We start from the raw sequence: 18,544 nt of genomic DNA on the forward strand, positions 1-18,544 counted from the left end.
CCTCAGTCCACTTCGACGTGGTTGCGGTCCCAGCGACCGCCCTCCGGAGAGTTGTCCAGCCGTAGCGGCCCATCGGCGTTGCCGGCCAGGTCGTTGTCCTCGACCCGGCAGGACACACAGCGGCCCCGTGGGGTGATCCACATGGCGTAGCTCTGGGTGGGATCCTCGCGGTTGTCCCAGATCCGGTTGCCGCGCACGGTCGACGAACGCAGTTCGGAGTTAACCGTGATGCCGGCGCGTACCGGGGCCGGGCCGGGCAGTTCGTACGCCGCACCGGGCGGCGGCACGTCCTCGTTCCAGGCGTTCTCGGCGTCCGGCCGCAGGTCGGCCAGGGCCAGATCGGTGTCGGTGTTGGCGACCACGACCGCGTACCGGGTGCCGACCCGCAGCACCTTGCCCCGGTGGCCGTCGATCGGCCAGTGCGCCGACCGGTCCGTCACGGCACGGCGGGCGTAGTGCACCGATTCCCCGGACCCGGCAGCCGCCGGGGCGCACTGCCGCCCGTTGTTGCGGATCCGGTTGTTCACCACCACCGTGTCGACCATCGGCCGGTCGATCCGGATCCCGTCCAGCCCGTTGTCCCAGAACTGGTTGCCGTCGATGACGATGTCCAGGGCCGGGCCCTCGTAGCCCGTGCCGAGGTCGTGCTGGTGATAGCCGTGGCGCCCGTTGCCGCTGATCCGGTTGCCCTGGATGGTGTACGGGCCGGGGGTGTTCCCCATGCTGATCCCGTCACCGACGTTGCGGTCGATGACACAGTTGGCCAGGATGCCGCCGCGACCGGCGATGCCGGCGGTGCCGTTGGCGGAGACGTCGAAGCCGGCCTCCAGGTTGCCGGTGATGGTGCAGGCGGTCACGATCAGTCCGTCGGCGCCCCAGTCGGAGATGCCGAACCGGTTGGCCTGGCTGTGGCAGGCGACGATGCGGTACCCACGCGGCGGGGTCCAGTACGGCTTCTGCAACTCCAGGAAGATGCCGTTGGTGCCGTTGCCGAGGGTGGTGCAGTTGGAGATGGTGCAGCGTTCCACATCACCCCACCCGCCGATGCCGACGCCGATCCCCGCGCCGCCCATCTGCTCGCCGTTGTCCAGTCGGCCGCAACCCACCACGACCACCCCGTCGATCAGGCAGTCCTGGAGGAAGTCGCAACCCAGCCCGGTGGCGCCGGTGTGGTGGATGTACAGGTTGCGGAACACCCCGCGTACGACGTACTGCAACCCCAGGCCCTTGGCCAGGTAGTTGTACTGGGTCATGGCCACGCCGGAGCCGTCGATCTCGAAGTCGGCGAAGGTGCAGTCGGCGATGTGCCGGTCCCGGTCCGCGCCGTGCTGGAGGGTGGTCCAGTACGCCAAGGGGGTCGGCTCGGCGCGGTTGCCCTCGTTGCTGAGCAGGAACCGGGTCGCGCCCGAACCGGCACCGACCAGGGACACCCCGCTGCGCCAGACCGTGCCGGCGTCCCGGATCGAGTAGATCCCGGGCGGGCAGTAGATGACCCGGGCCCGCCCGTCGGCGGCGTACCCCTCCCCTAGGCGGTCCACCAGGGCCGCCAACGCGGGCTGGTCGTTCGTCGTACCGTCGCCCTGTAGTCCGTAGTCCCGCGCGTCGCACCACAGCGGCGCCCCGGCCACCGGGGCCGGGTGCTGGCGAACGGCGACGGCTCGACCCTGCTGCACCACGGGCCCTCCCTGTGATCGTCGGCTACCTACCCGCCGCGCTTTCCCCCTCCCCCTCCCCAGAAACCCACCCCCTTGGCCCTCTCTTCGCCCCGTTGGGGCGGGGTGGGGGTGCCGGGAGGGGGTCCATACGGTGGCACTGGGTTGCGTGCATAGCAAGACGGACGTACGGTTTTGATGACAGGGAGAATCGGCGGTAAGTGTCCCCTAACCACGGCGGCGCCCCGACCGGTGCGACAGACTGCTCAGGACTACTCACGGTCGCTGGTGTGAAGGAGTACGACGTGGCGAGCCTCGACACCTTCGGTGCGAAGACCCAGCTACGCGTCGGAGACGCGAGCTACGAGATTTTCAAGATCAGTCAGGTGGAGGGGCACGAACGGCTCCCCTACAGCCTGAAGATCCTGCTGGAGAACCTGCTGCGGACCGAGGACGGCGCGAACATCACCGCCGAGCACATCCGCCAACTCGGCTCCTGGGACCCGACCGCGGACCCGAACGTCGAGATCCAGTTCACCCCGGCCCGGGTGCTGATGCAGGACTTCACCGGCGTACCGTGCGTGGTCGACCTGGCCACCATGCGTGAGGCCGTCCGCGACCTGGGCGGCGACCCCACCAAGGTGAACCCCCTGGCCCCCGCCGAGCTGGTCATCGACCACTCCGTCATCGCCGACCTGTTCGGCCGTGAGGACGCCTTCGAGCGCAATGTCGAGCTGGAGTACGCCCGCAACAAGGAGCGCTACCAGTTCCTGCGCTGGGGCCAGACCGCCTTCAACGAGTTCAAGGTGGTCCCGCCCGGCACCGGCATCGTGCACCAGGTCAACATCGAGTACCTGGCCCGTACGATCATGGAGCGGGGCGGTCAGGCCTACCCGGACACCGTGGTCGGCACGGACTCGCACACCACGATGGTCAACGGCCTGGGGGTGCTGGGGTGGGGCGTCGGCGGCATCGAGGCCGAGGCCGCCATGCTGGGCCAGCCGGTCAGCATGCTGATCCCCCGGGTGGTCGGCTTCAAGCTCTCCGGTGAGATGCCGGCCGGCACCACCGCCACCGACCTGGTGCTCACCATCACCGAGATGCTGCGCAAGCACGGGGTGGTCGGCAAGTTCGTCGAGTTCTACGGGCCGGGCGTAAGCGCGGTGCCGCTGGCCAACCGGGCCACCATCGGCAACATGTCCCCGGAGTACGGCTCCACGGTCGCGATCTTCCCGATCGACGCCGAGACCGTCCGCTACCTGGAGCTGACCGGCCGCGATCCGCAGCAGGTCGCCCTGGTCGAGGCGTACGCCAAGGAGCAGGGCCTCTGGCACGACCCGGCGGCCGAGCCGGAGTACTCCGAGCGCCTGGAGCTCGACCTGAGCACCATCGAGCCTTCCCTCGCCGGGCCGAAGCGCCCCCAGGACCGGGTGCCGCTGGGCAGCGCCAAGACCCTGTTCCGCGCGGCGCTCACCGACTACGTGGCCGCCGACGAGACCGGCGGCGAGCCGGGCCGCAAGCCCGGCGTGCCCCCGCAGGAGAAGGCCTTCGGCACCGCCGGCCCGGCCGACGAGGCCAGCGCCGAGTCCTTCCCGGCCAGCGACTCCCCTGCCAACGACGTCAACGACCCGGCCGACGCCCCGCGTGACCTGGTCACCGCCGCAGTCGGCTCGGGTGGGCGGGCCAGCAACCCGATCCGGGTCACCGGCACCGACGGCAACACCTACGAGCTGGACCACGGCGCGGTGGTGATCGCGGCCATCACCTCCTGCACCAACACCTCCAACCCGCAGGTCATGATCGGCGCGGCGCTGCTGGCCCGCAACGCGGTGGACAAGGGCCTGAACCGCAAGCCGTGGGTGAAGACCACCCTGGCGCCGGGCTCCAAGGTGGTCATGGACTACTACGAGCGGGCCGGTCTCACCCCGTACCTGGAGAAGCTCGGCTTCCACCTGGTCGGCTACGGCTGCACCACCTGCATCGGCAACTCCGGCCCGCTGCCGGAGGAGATCTCCGCCGCCGTCAACGAGGCCGACCTGGCGGTCGTCTCGGTGCTCTCCGGCAACCGGAACTTCGAGGGCCGGATCAACCCGGACGTCAAGATGAACTACCTGGCCTCCCCGCCGCTGGTGGTGGCGTACGCGCTGGCCGGCACGATGGACATCGACCTGGCCAACGAGCCGATCGGTGAGGACAGCGAGGGCAACCCGGTCTTCCTGCGCGACATCTGGCCGAGCACCGCCGAGATCCAGGAGGTCATCGCCTCGGCGATCGGCGCTACCGGGTTCAGCGCCGCGTACGCCGACGTCTTCGCCGGTGACGAGCGCTGGCAGTCGCTGCCCACCCCGACCGGTGACACCTTCGCCTGGGACGGTGACTCCACCTACGTGCGCAAGCCCCCGTACTTCGAGGGCATGGCCCAGCAGCCGACCCCGGTGACCGACATCGCCGGTGCCCGGGTGCTGGCCAAGCTGGGCGACTCGGTGACCACCGACCACATCTCCCCGGCCGGCTCGATCAAGGCCGACTCCCCGGCCGGCGAGTACCTCGCCGCGCACGGGGTGCCGCGCCACGAGTTCAACTCGTACGGCTCGCGGCGGGGTAACCACGAGGTGATGATCCGGGGCACCTTCGCCAACATCCGGCTGCGCAACCAGCTGGTGCCCGGGGTCGAGGGCGGCTTCACGGTCAACCACCTGACCGGCGAGCAGACCTCCATCTACGACGCCTCGATGGCCTACCAGGCCGCCGAGGTGCCGCTGGTCATCCTGGCCGGCAAGGAGTACGGTTCCGGCTCCTCGCGGGACTGGGCGGCCAAGGGCACCATGCTGCTCGGGGTCAAGGCGGTCATCGCCGAGTCCTACGAGCGGATCCACCGCTCCAACCTGATCGGCATGGGGGTGCTGCCGTTGCAGTTCCCGGCCGGTGAGAACGCCGACTCGCTGGGGCTGACCGGCACGGAGACCTTCACCATCACCGGGGTGACCGACCTCAACGAGGGCTCGACCCCCCGTACGGTCAAGGTCACCACCGACAGCGGGGTGGAGTTCGACGCCGTGGTGCGGATCGACACCCCCGGTGAGGCGGACTACTACCGCCACGGCGGCATCCTGCAGTACGTGCTGCGTCGGATGATCGCCAGCTGACGGTCGGACACATAGAGGGGCTCCTTCCCGTGCGGGGAAGGAGCCCCTCGATCGTTTCCGCCCAGCGGCTAGGGTCGGCGGCGGTCTCAGCCGCCGGCGCGCCGGGCCTCGCGGAGCTTCATCGCGTGCTCGACCAGGGTGATCAGCACCTCCTTGGCCGACTCCCGTTGCCGGGCGTCGCAGAGCAGCACCGGCACCTCCGGGTCGAGGTTCAGTGCGGCCTGCACCTCGTCCAGCCGGTACTGCCGGGCCCCCTCGAAGCAGTTGACCGCCACCAGGAAGGGAGTGCCCCGCCCCTCGAAGTAGTCGATGGAGGGGAAGCAGTCCGCCAGCCGTCGGGTGTCGGCCAGCACGACCGCGCCGATCGCACCCAGCGCCAACTCGTCCCAGACGAACCAGAACCGGTCCTGGCCGGGGGTACCGAACAGGTACAGCACCAGGTCGTCGCTGATGGTGATGCGACCGAAGTCCATCGCCACGGTCGTCGTGCGCTTGGTCTCGACCCCGGACAGGTCGTCGATGCCCACCCCGGATTCGGTGAGCACCTCCTCGGTCCGCAACGGGCGTGTCTCACTGACCGCGCCGACCAGCGTGGTCTTGCCCACCCCGAATCCGCCCGCGACCAGAATCTTGATCGCCGTGGGCAATGCGACCGCGCCCGACGGCCGCTCAGAGTGCCCGTAGTCCATTGATAACCGCCTCGAAGATGCTGTTGTCGGGTATGCCGACGGTGCTGTGTGGCTCCCGGATCTGAACCAGGCTGCGCGCTACCAGGTCGCCGAGCAGGACCCGCACGGTGCCGACCGGCAGGTCAAGATGCGCCGCGATCTCGGCGACCGACTGCATCCGCTGACACAAACCGACGATCGCCAGGTGCTCCGGGCCCAACCCGACCTCCGGTGAGACGTCCGTCCGGGTCGCCATCACCAGCGAGATCAGGTCGAACGTGCCGGTGACCGGGCGGGCCCGGCCGCCGGTCACCGCGTACGGGCGGACCACCGGACCGGCATGGTCGTCCACCCACTGGTGGTCGGCGGACTCTCCCTGCACCGTCATGTGGGTTACTTCTCCCCGTTGGTCTGTTCGGCTGATCGTGTCGGCGACGCGACGAACTTGCCTACCCGGGTGACCAGCATGGCCATCTCGTACGCGATCAGCCCCACGTCCGCGTCCTCACTGGCCAGGACCGCCAGGCAGGCGTTGCGACCGGCGGCTGTGACGAACAGGAACGAAGACTGCATCTCGATGATCGTCTGCTGCACCTGACCGCCGCCGAACCGCTTCCCCGCGCCCCGAGCCAGGCTCTGGATTCCCGCCGCCATCGCCGCCAGATGCTCGCCGTCGTCGCGGCTGAGCCCCTGCGACGAGGCCATCAGCAGACCGTCGGCGGACAGTGCGACCGCGTGCTCGGCCTGCTTGACCCGGCCGACCAGATCGTCCAGCAACCACGTCAGGTCGGCACTCGAAGCCGTCTTCTGCGCCACTTCGTCGTCCTCTTCTCCCCCGGCTCATCGCCGTGCTCATCTGGTCCTGACCGTCGGTCGGGCGGATCGCCGCACGACCGGCACCCCGGTCAGGACTCCTGTTGGTCGGCGTCGTCAGACTCGTCCGTGTCGCCTGACCGACCGCCACCACCCAGCAGCCGGGCGGCGTCGGTACGGCCGCGCTGGGTGCCGGTCTGGTACGAACTCATCATTCGCCGAACCTGTTCCGGTTCGCGGATCACGTCCTCGTCCTCCTCCGCGGCCTCAGGCTCGGCGCGCAACGCCGGCGTGATGCTGGCCTGCCGGATGCGGACCGGCAGGCCCGATTCGGTGCGGGTCGACTCGGCCGGGGCCGTCTCGCCCGGCTCGGCGGTCGCCGGCGCGCTGCCGGCCGGGGAACTCGCCGGGGCGGGTGCGGCGGCAGGCCGGGTGTCCAGCGGACGACGCGGCAGCCCGGATCCGCCCGCGGGCGGGCTGGTGACCGGCACACTGATCGGAATGGTCGGACCGTCCAGGGCGGAGTGCCCGGGTCGACGTCGTGACCGGGTCGGCAGCCCACCTTCGGGGTCGGTTTGGACCTCCACCGGGGTGTCGGCAGCGACTCCGCCCGGCTGCCCCTGCTCGGCCTCGGTGTCGGCCACCGGTTCGCGGGTGGGGCGGGGGGCGGGCGGCAGCGCCGGGGCGGCCAGGGCCACCGGTGCGCCCGACCGCTGGGCGGTGATCGCCGGCACCGGCTCGCCGCCGCGCACCGCGCCATCGGTGCCCGGCCCGGCGACGCTCTGCGGCTCGCTGCCGTCGACGATGATCAGGTTGCTCGGGATCAGCACCACCGCGGTCGTGCCGCCGTACGCGGACTCCTTGAGCCGGACCCGCACCCCGTGCCGGTCGGTCAGCCGACTCACCACGTAGAGGCCCAGCCGGGAGGCGTCGGCGAGGTTCAGCTCGGACCGGTCCACGATCCGGTGGTTGGCCGCGGCCAGGTCCTCCTCGGTCATGCCCAGACCGCGGTCCTCGATCTCGATGGCGAACCCGTTGGCGACGAGTTGACCGCGGACCTCGACGTTGGTGTGCGGCGGGGAGAAGGACAGCCCGTTCTCGATCAGCTCGGCGAGCAGGTGGATGACGTCACCGACCGCCCGTCCGGCCAGGGACACCCCGCCGACCGGCAGCACGGTGACCCGGGTGTAGTCCTCGACCTCACCGACCGCACCGCGGATCACGTCGACCATCGGCACGCTGCGTCGCCAGGCCCGGCCCGGGGTCGAGCCGGAGAGCACGATCAGGTTCTCCGCGTTACGCCGCATCCGGGTGGCCAGGTGGTCGACCCGGAACAGGTCCTCCAACTCCTCCGCGTCGTGCTCGCGCCGCTCCATCGCGTCCAGCAGGGTCAGCTGGCGGTGCACCAGGGCCTGGGTACGCCGGGCCAGGCTGAGGAAGACCTCCCGGACCGCCCGGCGCAGCTCGGCCTGTTCGACCGCCGTACGGATGGCGGTCTCCTGCACGACGTTGAAGGCCTTACCCACCTGGCCGATCTCGTCGTCACCGAACTGTAGGGGTGGGGCCTCCTTGGCCACGTCCACCTGGTCACCACGACCCAGCCGCTCGACCACGCTGGGCAGCCGCTCGTTGGCCAGTTGGAAGGCCGCGTCGCGCAGCCGTTGCAGCTGCTGCACCAGGGCTCGCGCGGTGGTGATGGAGACGACCACGGAGGCGATGACGGCCAGCAGGCCGAGACCGGCGGCGAGCACCAGCCGGACGACCACGCCGATCGCGACCGGGGTGGCCCGCTTGACGATCTCGTCACCACCGGCCAGCACCACGTCGCCGATCTCGACCAGGGCGGCCGAGGAGATCTCGTTCCACTCCTGGCTGTCGAACGGCAGGCGCGACGTTCCGGAGGCGAGCATGATCTGGTTTTCCAGATTGGCCAGCCGGGTGAAATTGACGCCGGCAATCATCTGCTCGTATCGGCGTTGATCTGCCGCGGGCAGCCGGGTGACCGCCTGCTCGGCGAGGAACTGCCGGGCACCCACCACGCGGGTGAACTCCGCCCGCTCGTTCTGGGTGATTCGGCCGGCGGCCAGAATTCCGGCCAGCAGGGCGTCCTCCTGGGACACCAGTTCCCTGGCCCGGTTGAGCCGGATCAGCTGTGCGGTGTTCTCGGCCACCTCGTCGTCATCCAGGTTGCCGAGTTCGTCGTAGACGCCGTAGATCGATTCGATCACTTCGGTGAACGCCGTCATGGCCTCACCCCGGCCGATGTTGCGCTGGTCGACCGCATCACGGGTTTCCGACAGCGCGGCCAATCCCCGGTTCAGGGCGGTGATGCGCTCCTCCAGATCCTTGCTGCCGAGCAGACGCACCTGCCAGTTGTCGGTCGACTCGACGAAATCGGCCGCCGCCTCGTCGGTGCGCTGCCGCAGTTGCGCCAGTTCGGTGCGCCCGCCTTCGTCCGGCCGTCCCAGGTAGACCACGGAGGTACGGCGTTCCAACTGCAGTTGCATCAGCAGCGGTTCGGTGGGGTCGAACACCCGGGCGTCGAGCGCCTGCACACCGACGAGGTTGACTCCCTCTCGGACGGTGACCCAGGCGGTGAAGCCCCAGAGTGCCACCAGCGAGGCCAATAGAGCCACGACCTTGGTACGCAGATTCGAACTGCGGGAACCCATTACACCGTCCCTGGCACTGAGCTAATTGATCGGTCGGTCAGCAGTGCGTCACGCACATCGACCCCGGCGCACGCTAACAGCGTCACCGCGCCAACTCAAGCGGTCGTGATCATGCCTGACCCGGTCCCCGCTTCCCGTGTCGCCGGCAAAGCCTGGTTGAATGTCGGCACCGCCGCATGAGCCAGTTTCCGCGCTGCGATCACCGCCGACCGGACAATGAGAATGGGCGCGTACAGGTCTTTGTCGTGCCACAATGGAGGGTGGTCGAGCCGATTGACATGCAACTGCGCGAATGCCCGGCGCACGGCCGCGGTCATCTCCGGTCGGATCGGCCGGCGCCCGGCCAACAGGATCTGCACCGCGTAGGCGGTCTCCTCGGTGGTCGTGGACCAACGCCCCCAACCCCCGTCCTCGCGTTGGGTGGCCAGGATCCGGTCCACGGCACGATCGATCGCCGGGTGGGCCACCTCCGGCGGCGCGTACGCGGCCAGCGCCGACACCGCGCAGTGGGTGGCGTAGTAGGGCGAGGCGTGCCATCGGTCCACCCAGAGCCCGTCCGGCTGCTGCACCTCCCGCAGCCACCCGGCCAGTGACCTGACCCTGGCGGCGTACCGGTCGGCGCCGTCGGTGGTGTAGCGGGCGTGCCAGCCCAGCGTCTCCAGCACATGGGCGTTGGTGGTGATCGACTGCCCGTCCTCCCCCTGCCAGGTGCAGAAATGGCTGCCCAGGTCGTAGCGGAGCAGGCTGACCGGGTCCACCGGGTGACCCAGCCGGGCCAGGGCGTACAGGGTGGTCGAGGTGGTGTCGGCGTCCGCGGGCAGCCCCGGTCCGGTGGCCGCCCCCTCCGGCCCCAGGGCGGCGACCAGCTCCGCCACCAGCCGCGCGCCCGGGCGCACCGGCACCCCCGCCCGGGCCAGGTTCGCCAGGGCCCAGGAACGCTCGAAGACCGTGATCGGCGCACAACACGGCACCGGGCCATTGTGCCGGGCCACCACCGCGTCGAGGTACGCGCGGGCGGCCCGGTCCTCGGCACCTCGGTGGCTCAGCCACACCGCGGTCGCCGCGGGCGAGGCTCCGACCGCACCCTCGATCGGGGCGACCTCGGTGCGGGCGGCGGCGGCCGGTCCGAGCACCTCGTAGGCGTGCCACAGCTTGCTGGGCACCGGTCGGCCGCCGGCCAGCAGGGCGTCGACCGCCTCCACCCGACGCCGGTCGATCCGGGGCAGCGCGGCGGGTGCCCCGGTCAGGGCCGGGTCGCCCGCCAAGGCGACCAGGTCCGTGTCGATCCGCGCCACCAGGGTAGGCACGATCAGGTCGGCGGCCGGGGTGTCCGGCAGGGCGGTGCCCTCGCCCAGATGCCGGGCCAGCGCGATCAGCCCCCGGGTGGCCGCGGCGGCGACCGCGGCCCGGTCCGGTCCGGCCGGGTCGGGCGGATCGCACCGAACCAGGCTGGCGAGCAGGGCCTGCACCGCGCTAGCCGTCGGGACCAGGGCGTACCCGCCGGCCGGACCCCAGCTGCCGTCGTCCCCCTGCTCGGCCAGCAGGTACGCCAGCCGCTGCGGATGCCCGGCCACCCACGGGGTGTCGGCCACCAGCCGCCCGGTCTCGTAGACCGAGGTGCTGACCTGCCCGTGGGGCTGTGCTTCCAACTGCGCCAGCAGCGCACCGACCTCCTCGGCCAGGGTCGGCTGCGCCACCGCCTCGGCGGTCAGCGGCGGTGCTGTCACGGCACCCCCCAGAAGTCGGTGGACCGGTAGAAGCCGCTACTGAAGCCGATCTGTCGGGCCAGGTAGTCGGCCTGCACCGGGCAGTTCTCCCGCAGCGCCGCCAGCAGGTCGCGGGCCTGCGCCACCAACTCGGCGATGCGCTGCTCGACCTCGGCCCGGGGCACCAGCAGCAGGGCGTTGAGGTCGCCCCAGCGCAGGTCCCGCTCGTAGCTGCCGAGGTCGTTGACCAGCCGCAGGATCCGCTGCACGCAGTCGCTGGCCGTGAGCATCGCGTCCAGGTGGGTCAGGGTGGCCGGGTCGGCCGTGTGGATCCAGTGCACGACATTGACCACCGTGCAGGCCAGGTTGTCGGCGTTGTCGAGGTACTCCTCGAAGCCGGGCAGCTGGTCGGGGGTCTGCTTCCAGGTCCACTCCCGCGCCATGGCGGTGAGTACCTTGTCGGTCTCCTGGCGCCAGTGGTGGCCGTACTCGGCGAAGGCCGGCACGGTGGCCAGCTCGTCACGCAGCTCGGCCAGGAACGCACCGAGGGAGTCCCCGGGTTCCGGGGCGGCACCGTCGGCCACCGCCAGACAACGGGCGGCCAGTCGGTCGATCTCGTCGCGCGAACCCGCCTCGTGGTCCACCTGCCAGTCCAGGGCGAATCCCCACAGCACCGCCCGGTTGGTCAGTCGAAGCTGAGCCACCTCGCACCAGGGCGCGCCGAAGGCGATGGCCATGGCCACGTTGCCGAACAGGGTCGCGTCGAACGGCTTGGCGGGAAACAGATCCGGGTAGCCGGCGGCGACCTCGGCCAGGTCCCGCTGGCCCTTGGCGGCCAGGGCGCAGATGCGTCCCTGTTCCGCGGCCACACTCATCTGGTCGCCGCCGGTTTCCGGCGGCGACTGGGTCACCAGACTCACGCCGCTACACCCGCCACGGGCCGCAGGGTGACCTCCACCCGGTCCCGGGGACGCAGCGCGGCGGCCACCTTGATCCCGGGTACGGCCGGGCGGCTCAACCGGAACCGGTACCGGCTGAGCAGGGTGGCGACGATCAGGGTCGCCTCCAGGTAGAACAGGTGCATCCCGATGCACTGGTGCGGACCCCCGCCGAACGGGAAGTGCGCGTACTTGGGCCGGCCGCGGACCAGTTCCGGCCGGAACCGGTCCGGATCGAAGACCTCGGGCCGGTCCCAGAACTGCGACATCCGCTGGGTGATCAACGGGCTGACCACCAGGGTGGAGCCGGCCGGGATGCGCACCCCGCCCAGGGTGTCCTCCTGCACCGCCATCCGGGGGAAGAGCCAGCCGATCGGATAGAGCCGGAGCAGTTCGTCGAGCACCCGCCGGGTGTAGCGCAGCTCGCGCAGGTGCTGCCCGCGTACCGGCTGGTCGCCGACCACCCGGTCGAGTTCCTCGTAGAGCCGGTCGGAGATCTCCGGGTCCTGTTCGAGGTGGGGCCAGAGCCAGGTGAGCACGCTGATGGTGGTCTCCGTGGTGGTGGCCACCATCGCCACGGTGTCGTTGCGCACCTGGCGTTCGTCCAACCGGCCGCCGTCCTCGGTGCGTCCCCGCCAGAGGGTGGAGATGATGTCGTCGGAGTCGGCCTCGGCTGTGTTTTGGGCGGCCCGGATGGTCGGCATCAGCAGGTCGTCGATGAGTTGCACGGAGCGGCGGAAGGTCCGGTCGCCGGGCATCGGCGCGGCCAGCGGCGCCCAGGGCACCAGGATCCGCGGCATCACCGACCAGGCGATGGCGTCCTGGGCCTCCATGATCTGCATGGCGTCCGACACCGAGATCTTGTCCGCGAAGAAGACCCGCATGATCGCCGAGCAGACCACCTGGGCCTGCACCTTGCCCATGTCCACCGACTGGCCGGAGCGGGCCGGTTCGGCCAGCTCGTCGATCGACTCCTCGATCGCCACGGCCAGGCGGTCGACCAGCCCGTCGATGCGCCGGGCGGTGAACAACGGCTGGAGAATCTGTCGACTGTTGGTCCAGTGTTCACCGTCGCTGAGAATGCCCTCGCCGAACAGCCGCTTGAGTGGCCGCCACTGGAGCCCGTCCCCTGCCCGGACATAGTTGTCGGCCCGCTCCCGCAGCACCCGCTGGAGGTGTTCGGGGTGGGTGACGAGGAACGGTCGGAAGGAGCCGAGGTTCAGCCGCACGACCTCGCCGCCGGACCGTTCGCCGCACTCCACCAGGGCGCGGGCCGGATCGCGCAACAGGCCCGGCAGTACGTGTCGCAGCGGTACCGACTCTGCGCGTCGGCTTTGGACATTTGTCGCGTGGTTGTTTCCCACTCGCACAGACTCCCCGGGGTGTGGGTTTACTCTTTGGAATGCCACGATTGCGAAGAGCATGACATCGCAGTGGTATCCCTCACTAGTCGCGTGTCGAGAAATCTTCATGGTCGACATTCCCGCTGTCCAGAACGGATTTCGCGTGGCTCGACGGCCTTCCGCCGCCGCGTTCCGGCGTCCCCGCCCACCCGAGGACCACCCCGTCCACCTGGCCACAGCGCGTTTGCCCAGCTCAAATGGGTCATCGACGAGACGACGGCACTGCCGGTATCCGTCAGCACACGGGCCGTCGATCGACGGATCAGATCGGATAGGGTGATCTACGTCATGTCCGGCATGGCATGGTCGGGATCCCCGCGCCTCGGGGTGCGGGCCGGTCCGGCCGGCGATCGAGCCACGCCGCCCGGGTGAATTCAGGCGGTGGGCCGTATCGCTGTGCCAGGCTCAGGGGATGGACGACAAGACCATCCTGGGCCGGATCTCCGAGCTGGTCGACGAGGAGCACCGGTTGCGCGCGGACGCGCAGGCCACCGAGGCGGGCACGGACGACACCACCCGGACCCGGCTGCGCGAGCTGGAGGAGTCCCTCGACCAGTGCTGGGATCTGCTACGCCGCCGCCGGGCCGCCCGGCAGGCGCACGGCGATCCGGAGGCGCAGAGCCCCCGACCGACCGAGGAGGTCGAACGCTACCTCCAGTAGCGGCACCCCGGCTCCGGGTGGCTTCCGTCCCACCACCCGGAGCCGGGGTTTCAGCGCAGGGGTCAGCGCGGCCGGGGGTTCAGCGCAGGCCCGCCTCGCGGGCCAGCGCCTCGGTGAGCACGACCGGGTCGGCCAGGCCCGCCGGCAGCCCCCGGGCCACGAACCAGGTGGCGACCACCCGGACGTCCCGGGCCAGGAAGTCGCGTCCCTGCGGGTTCGCCACCACATCCACCACCTGCGGCAGGTCGATCAGCACCAGCCGGTCGGCGTGCACCAGCAGGTTGTACGGCGACAGGTCGCCGTGGGCGTACCCGGCCCGGGCCAGCACCGTCAGGGCCTCGACCAGTTGCTCCCACAGCCCGCGTAGCTCGGCCGCGGCCGGCCGCAGTTCGGCCAGCCGGGGAGCGGCCCGGCCGGTGTCCGGGTCGCCGAGGAACTCCAGCATCAGCTCGGTCCCCCGCAACTGCACCGGATACGGCACCGCGATCGTCGCGTACCGCTGGTCGATCTCCCAGAGCCGGGCCAGCGCGGCGAACTCCGCCGCCGCCCACTGCCCGGCGATCATCTGTCGGCCGAAGGCCGTCCGGCCGGTCATCGCCCGCATCTCCCGGGACCGGCGGACCCGGCGGCCCTCCAGGTAGCCGGCGTCCCGGTGGAACAGCCGGTGCCGGGGATCGCGGTACCGCTTGGCCGCCAGCAGGCAGGAACGGTCGGTGTCCGGCACCGCCCGGCGGACCAGGTGGACGTCCGCCTCCTTGCCGGTCTTGAGCACCCCCAACTCGGTGTCCTTGGCGGCCAGATCGGTGACCAGCCAGGCCGGATGGGGTTGCGGGCCGTGCAGGGCGTCGTCCCAGGAGGACCAGACGGCACCGGTCTCCGGATCGGGTTCGTCGGCCGGTTCGGCCGGTACGGAGACGCGGGCCTGCCCGCGCTTCAGGAAGTACGGTTCGTCATCGTCGTCGAAGCGGCGTTTGCCGCGGGGGTGGCGCTCCCGCGCCGAGAAGTCGTGATCGCGCACTGCGCTTAAATCCCTTGGTCGAGGTGACTGGAGGCAGGAAGTGACCCGCGAATACGGTCATGACCGACCCCCTCTCCTCGACCGGGCGAGCGCCCGGATGCACGATGCGCAGACGATGTTTCGCGGTGCCCGCACCCCGCGTCAACCGCATTTCGGATCGGCTGGTCCTCAGGCCCCCATGACGGCGGCGACCGCGGCGATCACGGTGTCGACCGTGACGGTCGGGGCGAAGCGGGTGTCGCTCCAGCGTCGTCCCCGGTGCAGCCAGATGCTGGGCAGGCCGACGGCGGTCGCGCCACCGATGTCCGCCTCGGGGCCGTCACCGATCACCCAGGCACCGCGCAGTGGCATCCGGACCCGCTGGGCGGCCAGCGCGAAGATCCGGGGATTGGGCTTGCTGACCCCGGCCTCCTCCGAGATCACCCAGTCGGCGACGTACCGGTCCAGCCCGGTCCGCCGGATCTTGGCGTCCTGCTGGCGTACCGCTCCGTTGCTGACCACCACCGGCATCCAGCCGGCGCCGTCGGCGATGCGCAACGCGCAGGCGACCAGGGGATCGAGTCGGGTGAACTCGACGACCCCGTCGTGCAACTCCTCGACCAGGTCGATGGAGGGAATGCGCAGTCGGTAACGGTCCCGGATGGCGTCCGCGACATCCCACCGGTCGGTGAGGCCGTCGGCATCGATCGACAGCAGCCATTCGATGTCACCCGGCGGGGCCCCGATGCCGTCGAGGAAACGCTCTGCCCAGATGCGGAACGGCCCGGCCCGATCGAGCAGGGTGTTGTCCAGGTCCAGCAGGAGCAGTGGCACTCGGGAACCCTACGGTAATCGGGTACCCGACCGACAGGTCGCAATGTTACGGACTCGGGTCAGGACCGGGCGCCTTGCCGCCTCGACCAGGAAACCAAGCCGTACGTACGGTTTGCCTTCCCTCTGGTGGGCTGACACGATCGGACTGTGCCCAGAGTAAGTCAGGATCAGCTCGACGCCCGCCGGCAGGAGATTCTCGCCGCCGCACGGCCCTGCTTCGCCCGGCACGGCTACGAGGGCGCCACCGTCCGCCGGCTGGAGGAGGCGACCGGGCTGTCCCGGGGCGCCATCTTCCACCACTTCCGGGACAAGGACTCGCTGTTCCTCGCCGTGGCCGAGGACGACGCGGCGGCGATGGTGGCCACGGTCGCCCGGCACGGCCTGGTGCAGGTGATGCGGGACCTGCTGGCCCGGGCGGTCTCCCCGGACACCACCGGCTGGCTGGGCAGCCAACTGGAGGTCTCCCGCCGCCTGCGTACCGACCCGGCCTTCGCCAAGCGCTGGGCGCAACGGTCCGAGGCCATCGCCGAGGCCACCCGGGACCGTCTGGCACGCCAACGCGACGCCGGGGTGCTGCGCGACGACATTCCGATCGAGGTGCTGGCCCGCTTCCTCGAACTCGCCTACGACGGGCTGGTGCTGCACCTGGCCATGGGGCGACCGGCCGGTGACCTGGGCCCGGTGCTCGACATGGTCGAGGAGGCGGTACGCCGCCGGTAACGACGGGGTAACTGCGCATCGGCACCCATCGACCACTGGCACCGCCGCCGCACAATGAAGCGCGTTCCCCCTCGCCCGACAGGAGCCGGCCATGATGGCGCCCACCGCAGAGTTCGACACCTGGGGTGTTCCCAGTCGCACCTTCCTGATCCTCTACCTGCTGGCCACTGTCGTACTGGTCATCGGTGTACTGATCCACCGGCGGCGTACCCTGGCCGGCCGCTCCGCGCCCTCCGCCGATCAGCTCACCCCTGAGCAGGTCGCGTACCTCAACGACGGGCCCGACCGGGCGATCTGGTCCTCGGTCAGCAGCCTGCGCAGCCACCGGGCGCTCGGGGTGCAGGACCGCGGCGCGCTCATCGCCGAAGGCCCGCTACCGGCGGGGGCCACTCCCCTCGACCGCGCGGTGCACTACGCGGCCAGCCAGCACGTCCCCGCCCGACAGTTGCGCTCTACCGAGTGGGTGAGCCGGGCCCTCGACGAGTTGCGCGACGGACTGGCCCGCCACGACCTGTTGGTCGGCTCGGACCGGCGGGCCAGGCTGCGCCTGGGAGCGCTGCTGCTGGCCGCACTGGTGGCGCTCGGGGTCGCCCGCATCGCCGCCGGCGTCGCCAACGACCGTCCGGTGTGGTACCTCGTGTTCATCGTCGGGCCGCTGGCGGTGTTGACCATGATCCTGTTCTTCCGGGTGCCCCGCCAGACCCGGGCGGCCAAGATGGCCCTGCTCGGCCTCCGGCACCGAAACCGCCACCTCGCACCCGCCTCGAAACCGGCGTACACCGTCTACGGCTCGACCGGAGTGGCGATGGCGGTAGCCCTCTACGGCACCGGCTCCCTCTGGCTGATGGACCCGACCTTCGCCCAACAGGCCGACATCCAACGCCAGGCGATGGCGACCGGGGGCGGCAGTACGGCGGGGGGTTGCGGTGGTGGCGGTTGCGGGGGCGGAAGCGGAAGCAGTGACAGCGGAGGCGGTGGCGGCGGCTGTGGTGGCGGCGGGTGTGGCGGATGACCGGTCCGCAGGGGGTGGGCATCGGCTGGCGGCCCGAAATCGCCGGGTTCGTCGCCGAGCTGCCCGGCCTACGGTTCGTCGAGGTGATCGCCGAGTCGGTGCCCACCGCCGGGCCGCCACCTGAGGCCCTGGTCGAGTTGCGAGAGCGCGGGGTGACGGTCGTACCGCACGGGGTGCGGCTCTCCCTCGGCGGGGCCGAGCCGGTCGAGCCGGCCCGGGTGGCCCACCTGGCGGCGGTCGCCGAACTGCTGGCCGCGCCGCTGGTCAGCGAGCACATCGCCTTCGTCCGGGCCGGCGGAATGGAGGCCGGGCACCTGCTTCCGCTGCCGCGCACCCGGGAGGCGGTCGACGCGGTCTGCGCCAATGTCGCGCGGGCCCAGGCCGAACTGCCGGTGCCGATCGCCCTGGAGCCGATCGCGGCGCTGTTCGACTGGCCGGACGACGAACTGGACGAGGCGGCCTTCCTCAGCGAGATCCTGGCCCGTACGGACGCGCTGCTGCTGCTCGACATCGCCAACGTGCACGCCAACGCCCGCAACCGGGGCACCGACCCGCTGGCCCTGCTGGATCGGCTGCCCCTGGAACGGGTGGCGTACCTGCACGTGGCCGGCGGTGCGGAGCAGGGTGGCTTCTACCACGACACGCACACCGATCCGGTGCCCCCGCCGGTGCTGGAACTGCTAGCCGAGTTGTGCGCGCGACGCCGTCCACCGGCGGTGTTGCTGGAACGCGACGGGCACTACCCGCCCGCCGCCGAACTCCGCGCCGAACTGGACGCCGTGGCCGCCGCCACCGGCTTTCCCCTGGTGACATGAGCGCTCCTCCGGTCGACGGCACGGACCTCACCGGCGAGCTACCGACTCCGGCCACCGGGTCGCTGGCGGCACGGCAGGCGGAACTCGTCGCGGCCCTGGTGGCCGGTGGGCCCCCACCGCCGGGCTTCGCACCGGCCCCGCTGGCCGCCGCCCGAGCCGCCTTGCTGCGCAAACGCGCCGGGGAGGTGGCACGCCACTGGCCCCTGCTGGCCGCAGGGCTGGGCCCGCGATGGCCGGCCGCCTTCGTCGAGTGGGCGGCGGACCGGCCGAACCTCGGTGGTCTACGCGACGGCTGGGAACTGGCCCGCGCGTTGCACACCCGCCATGCCCTGCCGGCGCTCGGGGCCGAGGAACTGGCCGCCCGGGAGGCCACCCACCGCTACGACGGCACGACCGCCCCCCGCCACCGCCGGTGGCCCGCCATCGGCCGGGCCGACCGGGCCGTCGCGGTGCAGCTGGCCGGCCGGGTACGCCTGCTCCGCTCGGCCCGGTAGCAGCATCGACGCC

The 18,544-nt window shown here is 71.1% G+C and carries 16 protein-coding genes; 6 read left to right on the forward strand and 10 right to left on the reverse strand.

Going from position 1 to position 18,544, the window contains the following annotated elements; all coding sequences use genetic code 11:
- Positions 1 to 2: 2 nt before the first annotated feature.
- Positions 3 to 1,676, reverse strand: coding sequence for a right-handed parallel beta-helix repeat-containing protein (locus ACGFIK_RS07050; RefSeq protein ID WP_393338189.1), 1,674 nt, complete (start codon positions 1,674 to 1,676; stop codon positions 3 to 5).
- Between the two features lie 266 nt (positions 1,677 to 1,942).
- Here ACGFIK_RS07050 and ACGFIK_RS07055 point away from each other — a divergent pair, with 266 nt between their 5' ends.
- The gene (locus ACGFIK_RS07055) at positions 1,943 to 4,798 is read left to right on the forward strand and encodes an aconitate hydratase (protein WP_393338191.1); all 2,856 of its coding nucleotides are present in this window, start codon (positions 1,943 to 1,945) and stop codon (positions 4,796 to 4,798) included.
- 86 nt (positions 4,799 to 4,884) lie between these two features.
- Here the strand turns inward: ACGFIK_RS07055 and ACGFIK_RS07060 are convergent, their stop codons facing one another.
- The 7 genes from ACGFIK_RS07060 to ACGFIK_RS07090 all read right to left on the reverse strand — a co-directional run bounded on the left by ACGFIK_RS07060 (position 4,885) and on the right by ACGFIK_RS07090 (position 12,881).
- Positions 4,885 to 5,487 carry an ATP/GTP-binding protein gene (locus tag ACGFIK_RS07060; RefSeq protein WP_327025018.1) on the reverse strand — a complete coding sequence of 201 codons (603 nt, stop codon included), beginning with the start codon at positions 5,485 to 5,487 and terminating at the stop codon, positions 4,885 to 4,887.
- Positions 5,468 to 5,854: a DUF742 domain-containing protein gene (locus tag ACGFIK_RS07065; RefSeq protein ID WP_327025017.1), complete on the reverse strand. Its 387-nt coding sequence runs from the start codon at positions 5,852 to 5,854 to the stop codon at positions 5,468 to 5,470. The genes ACGFIK_RS07060 and ACGFIK_RS07065 overlap by 20 nt, the downstream gene beginning before the upstream one ends.
- A gap of 5 nt (positions 5,855 to 5,859) precedes the next feature.
- Positions 5,860 to 6,282, reverse strand: coding sequence for a roadblock/LC7 domain-containing protein (locus tag ACGFIK_RS07070; protein WP_013734909.1), 423 nt, complete (start codon positions 6,280 to 6,282; stop codon positions 5,860 to 5,862).
- Positions 6,283 to 6,371: 89 nt separating this feature from the next.
- Complete coding sequence (locus ACGFIK_RS07075; RefSeq protein ID WP_393338193.1) at positions 6,372 to 8,951, reverse strand: nitrate- and nitrite sensing domain-containing protein; 2,580 nt, start codon at positions 8,949 to 8,951, stop codon at positions 6,372 to 6,374.
- A 95-nt stretch (positions 8,952 to 9,046) separates the two neighbouring features.
- On the reverse strand, positions 9,047 to 10,678 hold the full coding sequence (locus ACGFIK_RS07080; RefSeq protein WP_393338196.1) for a prenyltransferase/squalene oxidase repeat-containing protein: 1,632 nt from the start codon (positions 10,676 to 10,678) through the stop codon (positions 9,047 to 9,049).
- Positions 10,675 to 11,532 carry a terpene synthase family protein gene (locus ACGFIK_RS07085; RefSeq protein WP_327027046.1) on the reverse strand — a complete coding sequence of 286 codons (858 nt, stop codon included), beginning with the start codon at positions 11,530 to 11,532 and terminating at the stop codon, positions 10,675 to 10,677. Before ACGFIK_RS07085 ends, ACGFIK_RS07080 begins: the two co-directional genes overlap by 4 nt.
- Before the next feature lie 41 nt (positions 11,533 to 11,573).
- On the reverse strand, positions 11,574 to 12,881 hold the full coding sequence (locus tag ACGFIK_RS07090) for a cytochrome P450 (protein ID WP_327025014.1): 1,308 nt from the start codon (positions 12,879 to 12,881) through the stop codon (positions 11,574 to 11,576).
- Between the two features lie 529 nt (positions 12,882 to 13,410).
- Between ACGFIK_RS07090 and ACGFIK_RS07095 the strand changes: the two genes are divergently transcribed.
- On the forward strand, positions 13,411 to 13,659 hold the full coding sequence (locus tag ACGFIK_RS07095; RefSeq protein WP_327025013.1) for a DUF2630 family protein: 249 nt from the start codon (positions 13,411 to 13,413) through the stop codon (positions 13,657 to 13,659).
- Between the two features lie 79 nt (positions 13,660 to 13,738).
- On the opposite strand, the gene ACGFIK_RS07100 is transcribed toward ACGFIK_RS07095, so the two are convergent.
- On the reverse strand, positions 13,739 to 14,677 hold the full coding sequence (locus tag ACGFIK_RS07100; RefSeq protein ID WP_327025012.1) for an RIO1 family regulatory kinase/ATPase: 939 nt from the start codon (positions 14,675 to 14,677) through the stop codon (positions 13,739 to 13,741).
- A 168-nt stretch (positions 14,678 to 14,845) separates the two neighbouring features.
- Positions 14,846 to 15,490, reverse strand: coding sequence for an HAD-IA family hydrolase (locus ACGFIK_RS07105; RefSeq protein WP_327025011.1), 645 nt, complete (start codon positions 15,488 to 15,490; stop codon positions 14,846 to 14,848).
- A 147-nt stretch (positions 15,491 to 15,637) separates the two neighbouring features.
- Between ACGFIK_RS07105 and ACGFIK_RS07110 the strand changes: the two genes are divergently transcribed.
- From ACGFIK_RS07110 to ACGFIK_RS07125, 4 genes are all read left to right on the forward strand, one after another.
- Positions 15,638 to 16,210 carry a TetR/AcrR family transcriptional regulator gene (locus ACGFIK_RS07110; RefSeq protein WP_327025010.1) on the forward strand — a complete coding sequence of 191 codons (573 nt, stop codon included), beginning with the start codon at positions 15,638 to 15,640 and terminating at the stop codon, positions 16,208 to 16,210.
- 91 nt (positions 16,211 to 16,301) lie between these two features.
- Positions 16,302 to 17,222: a TIGR04222 domain-containing membrane protein gene (locus tag ACGFIK_RS07115; RefSeq protein ID WP_327025009.1), complete on the forward strand. Its 921-nt coding sequence runs from the start codon at positions 16,302 to 16,304 to the stop codon at positions 17,220 to 17,222.
- Positions 17,219 to 18,037 carry a DUF692 domain-containing protein gene (locus tag ACGFIK_RS07120; RefSeq protein ID WP_327025008.1) on the forward strand — a complete coding sequence of 273 codons (819 nt, stop codon included), beginning with the start codon at positions 17,219 to 17,221 and terminating at the stop codon, positions 18,035 to 18,037. The genes ACGFIK_RS07115 and ACGFIK_RS07120 overlap by 4 nt, the downstream gene beginning before the upstream one ends.
- The gene (locus tag ACGFIK_RS07125) at positions 18,034 to 18,531 is read left to right on the forward strand and encodes a hypothetical protein (protein ID WP_327025007.1); all 498 of its coding nucleotides are present in this window, start codon (positions 18,034 to 18,036) and stop codon (positions 18,529 to 18,531) included. Before ACGFIK_RS07120 ends, ACGFIK_RS07125 begins: the two co-directional genes overlap by 4 nt.
- The last annotated feature ends 13 nt before the right edge of the window (positions 18,532 to 18,544 follow it).

Source organism: Micromonospora sp. NPDC048871 (assembly GCF_043198155.1).
Taxonomy (GTDB): domain Bacteria; phylum Actinomycetota; class Actinomycetes; order Mycobacteriales; family Micromonosporaceae; genus Micromonospora.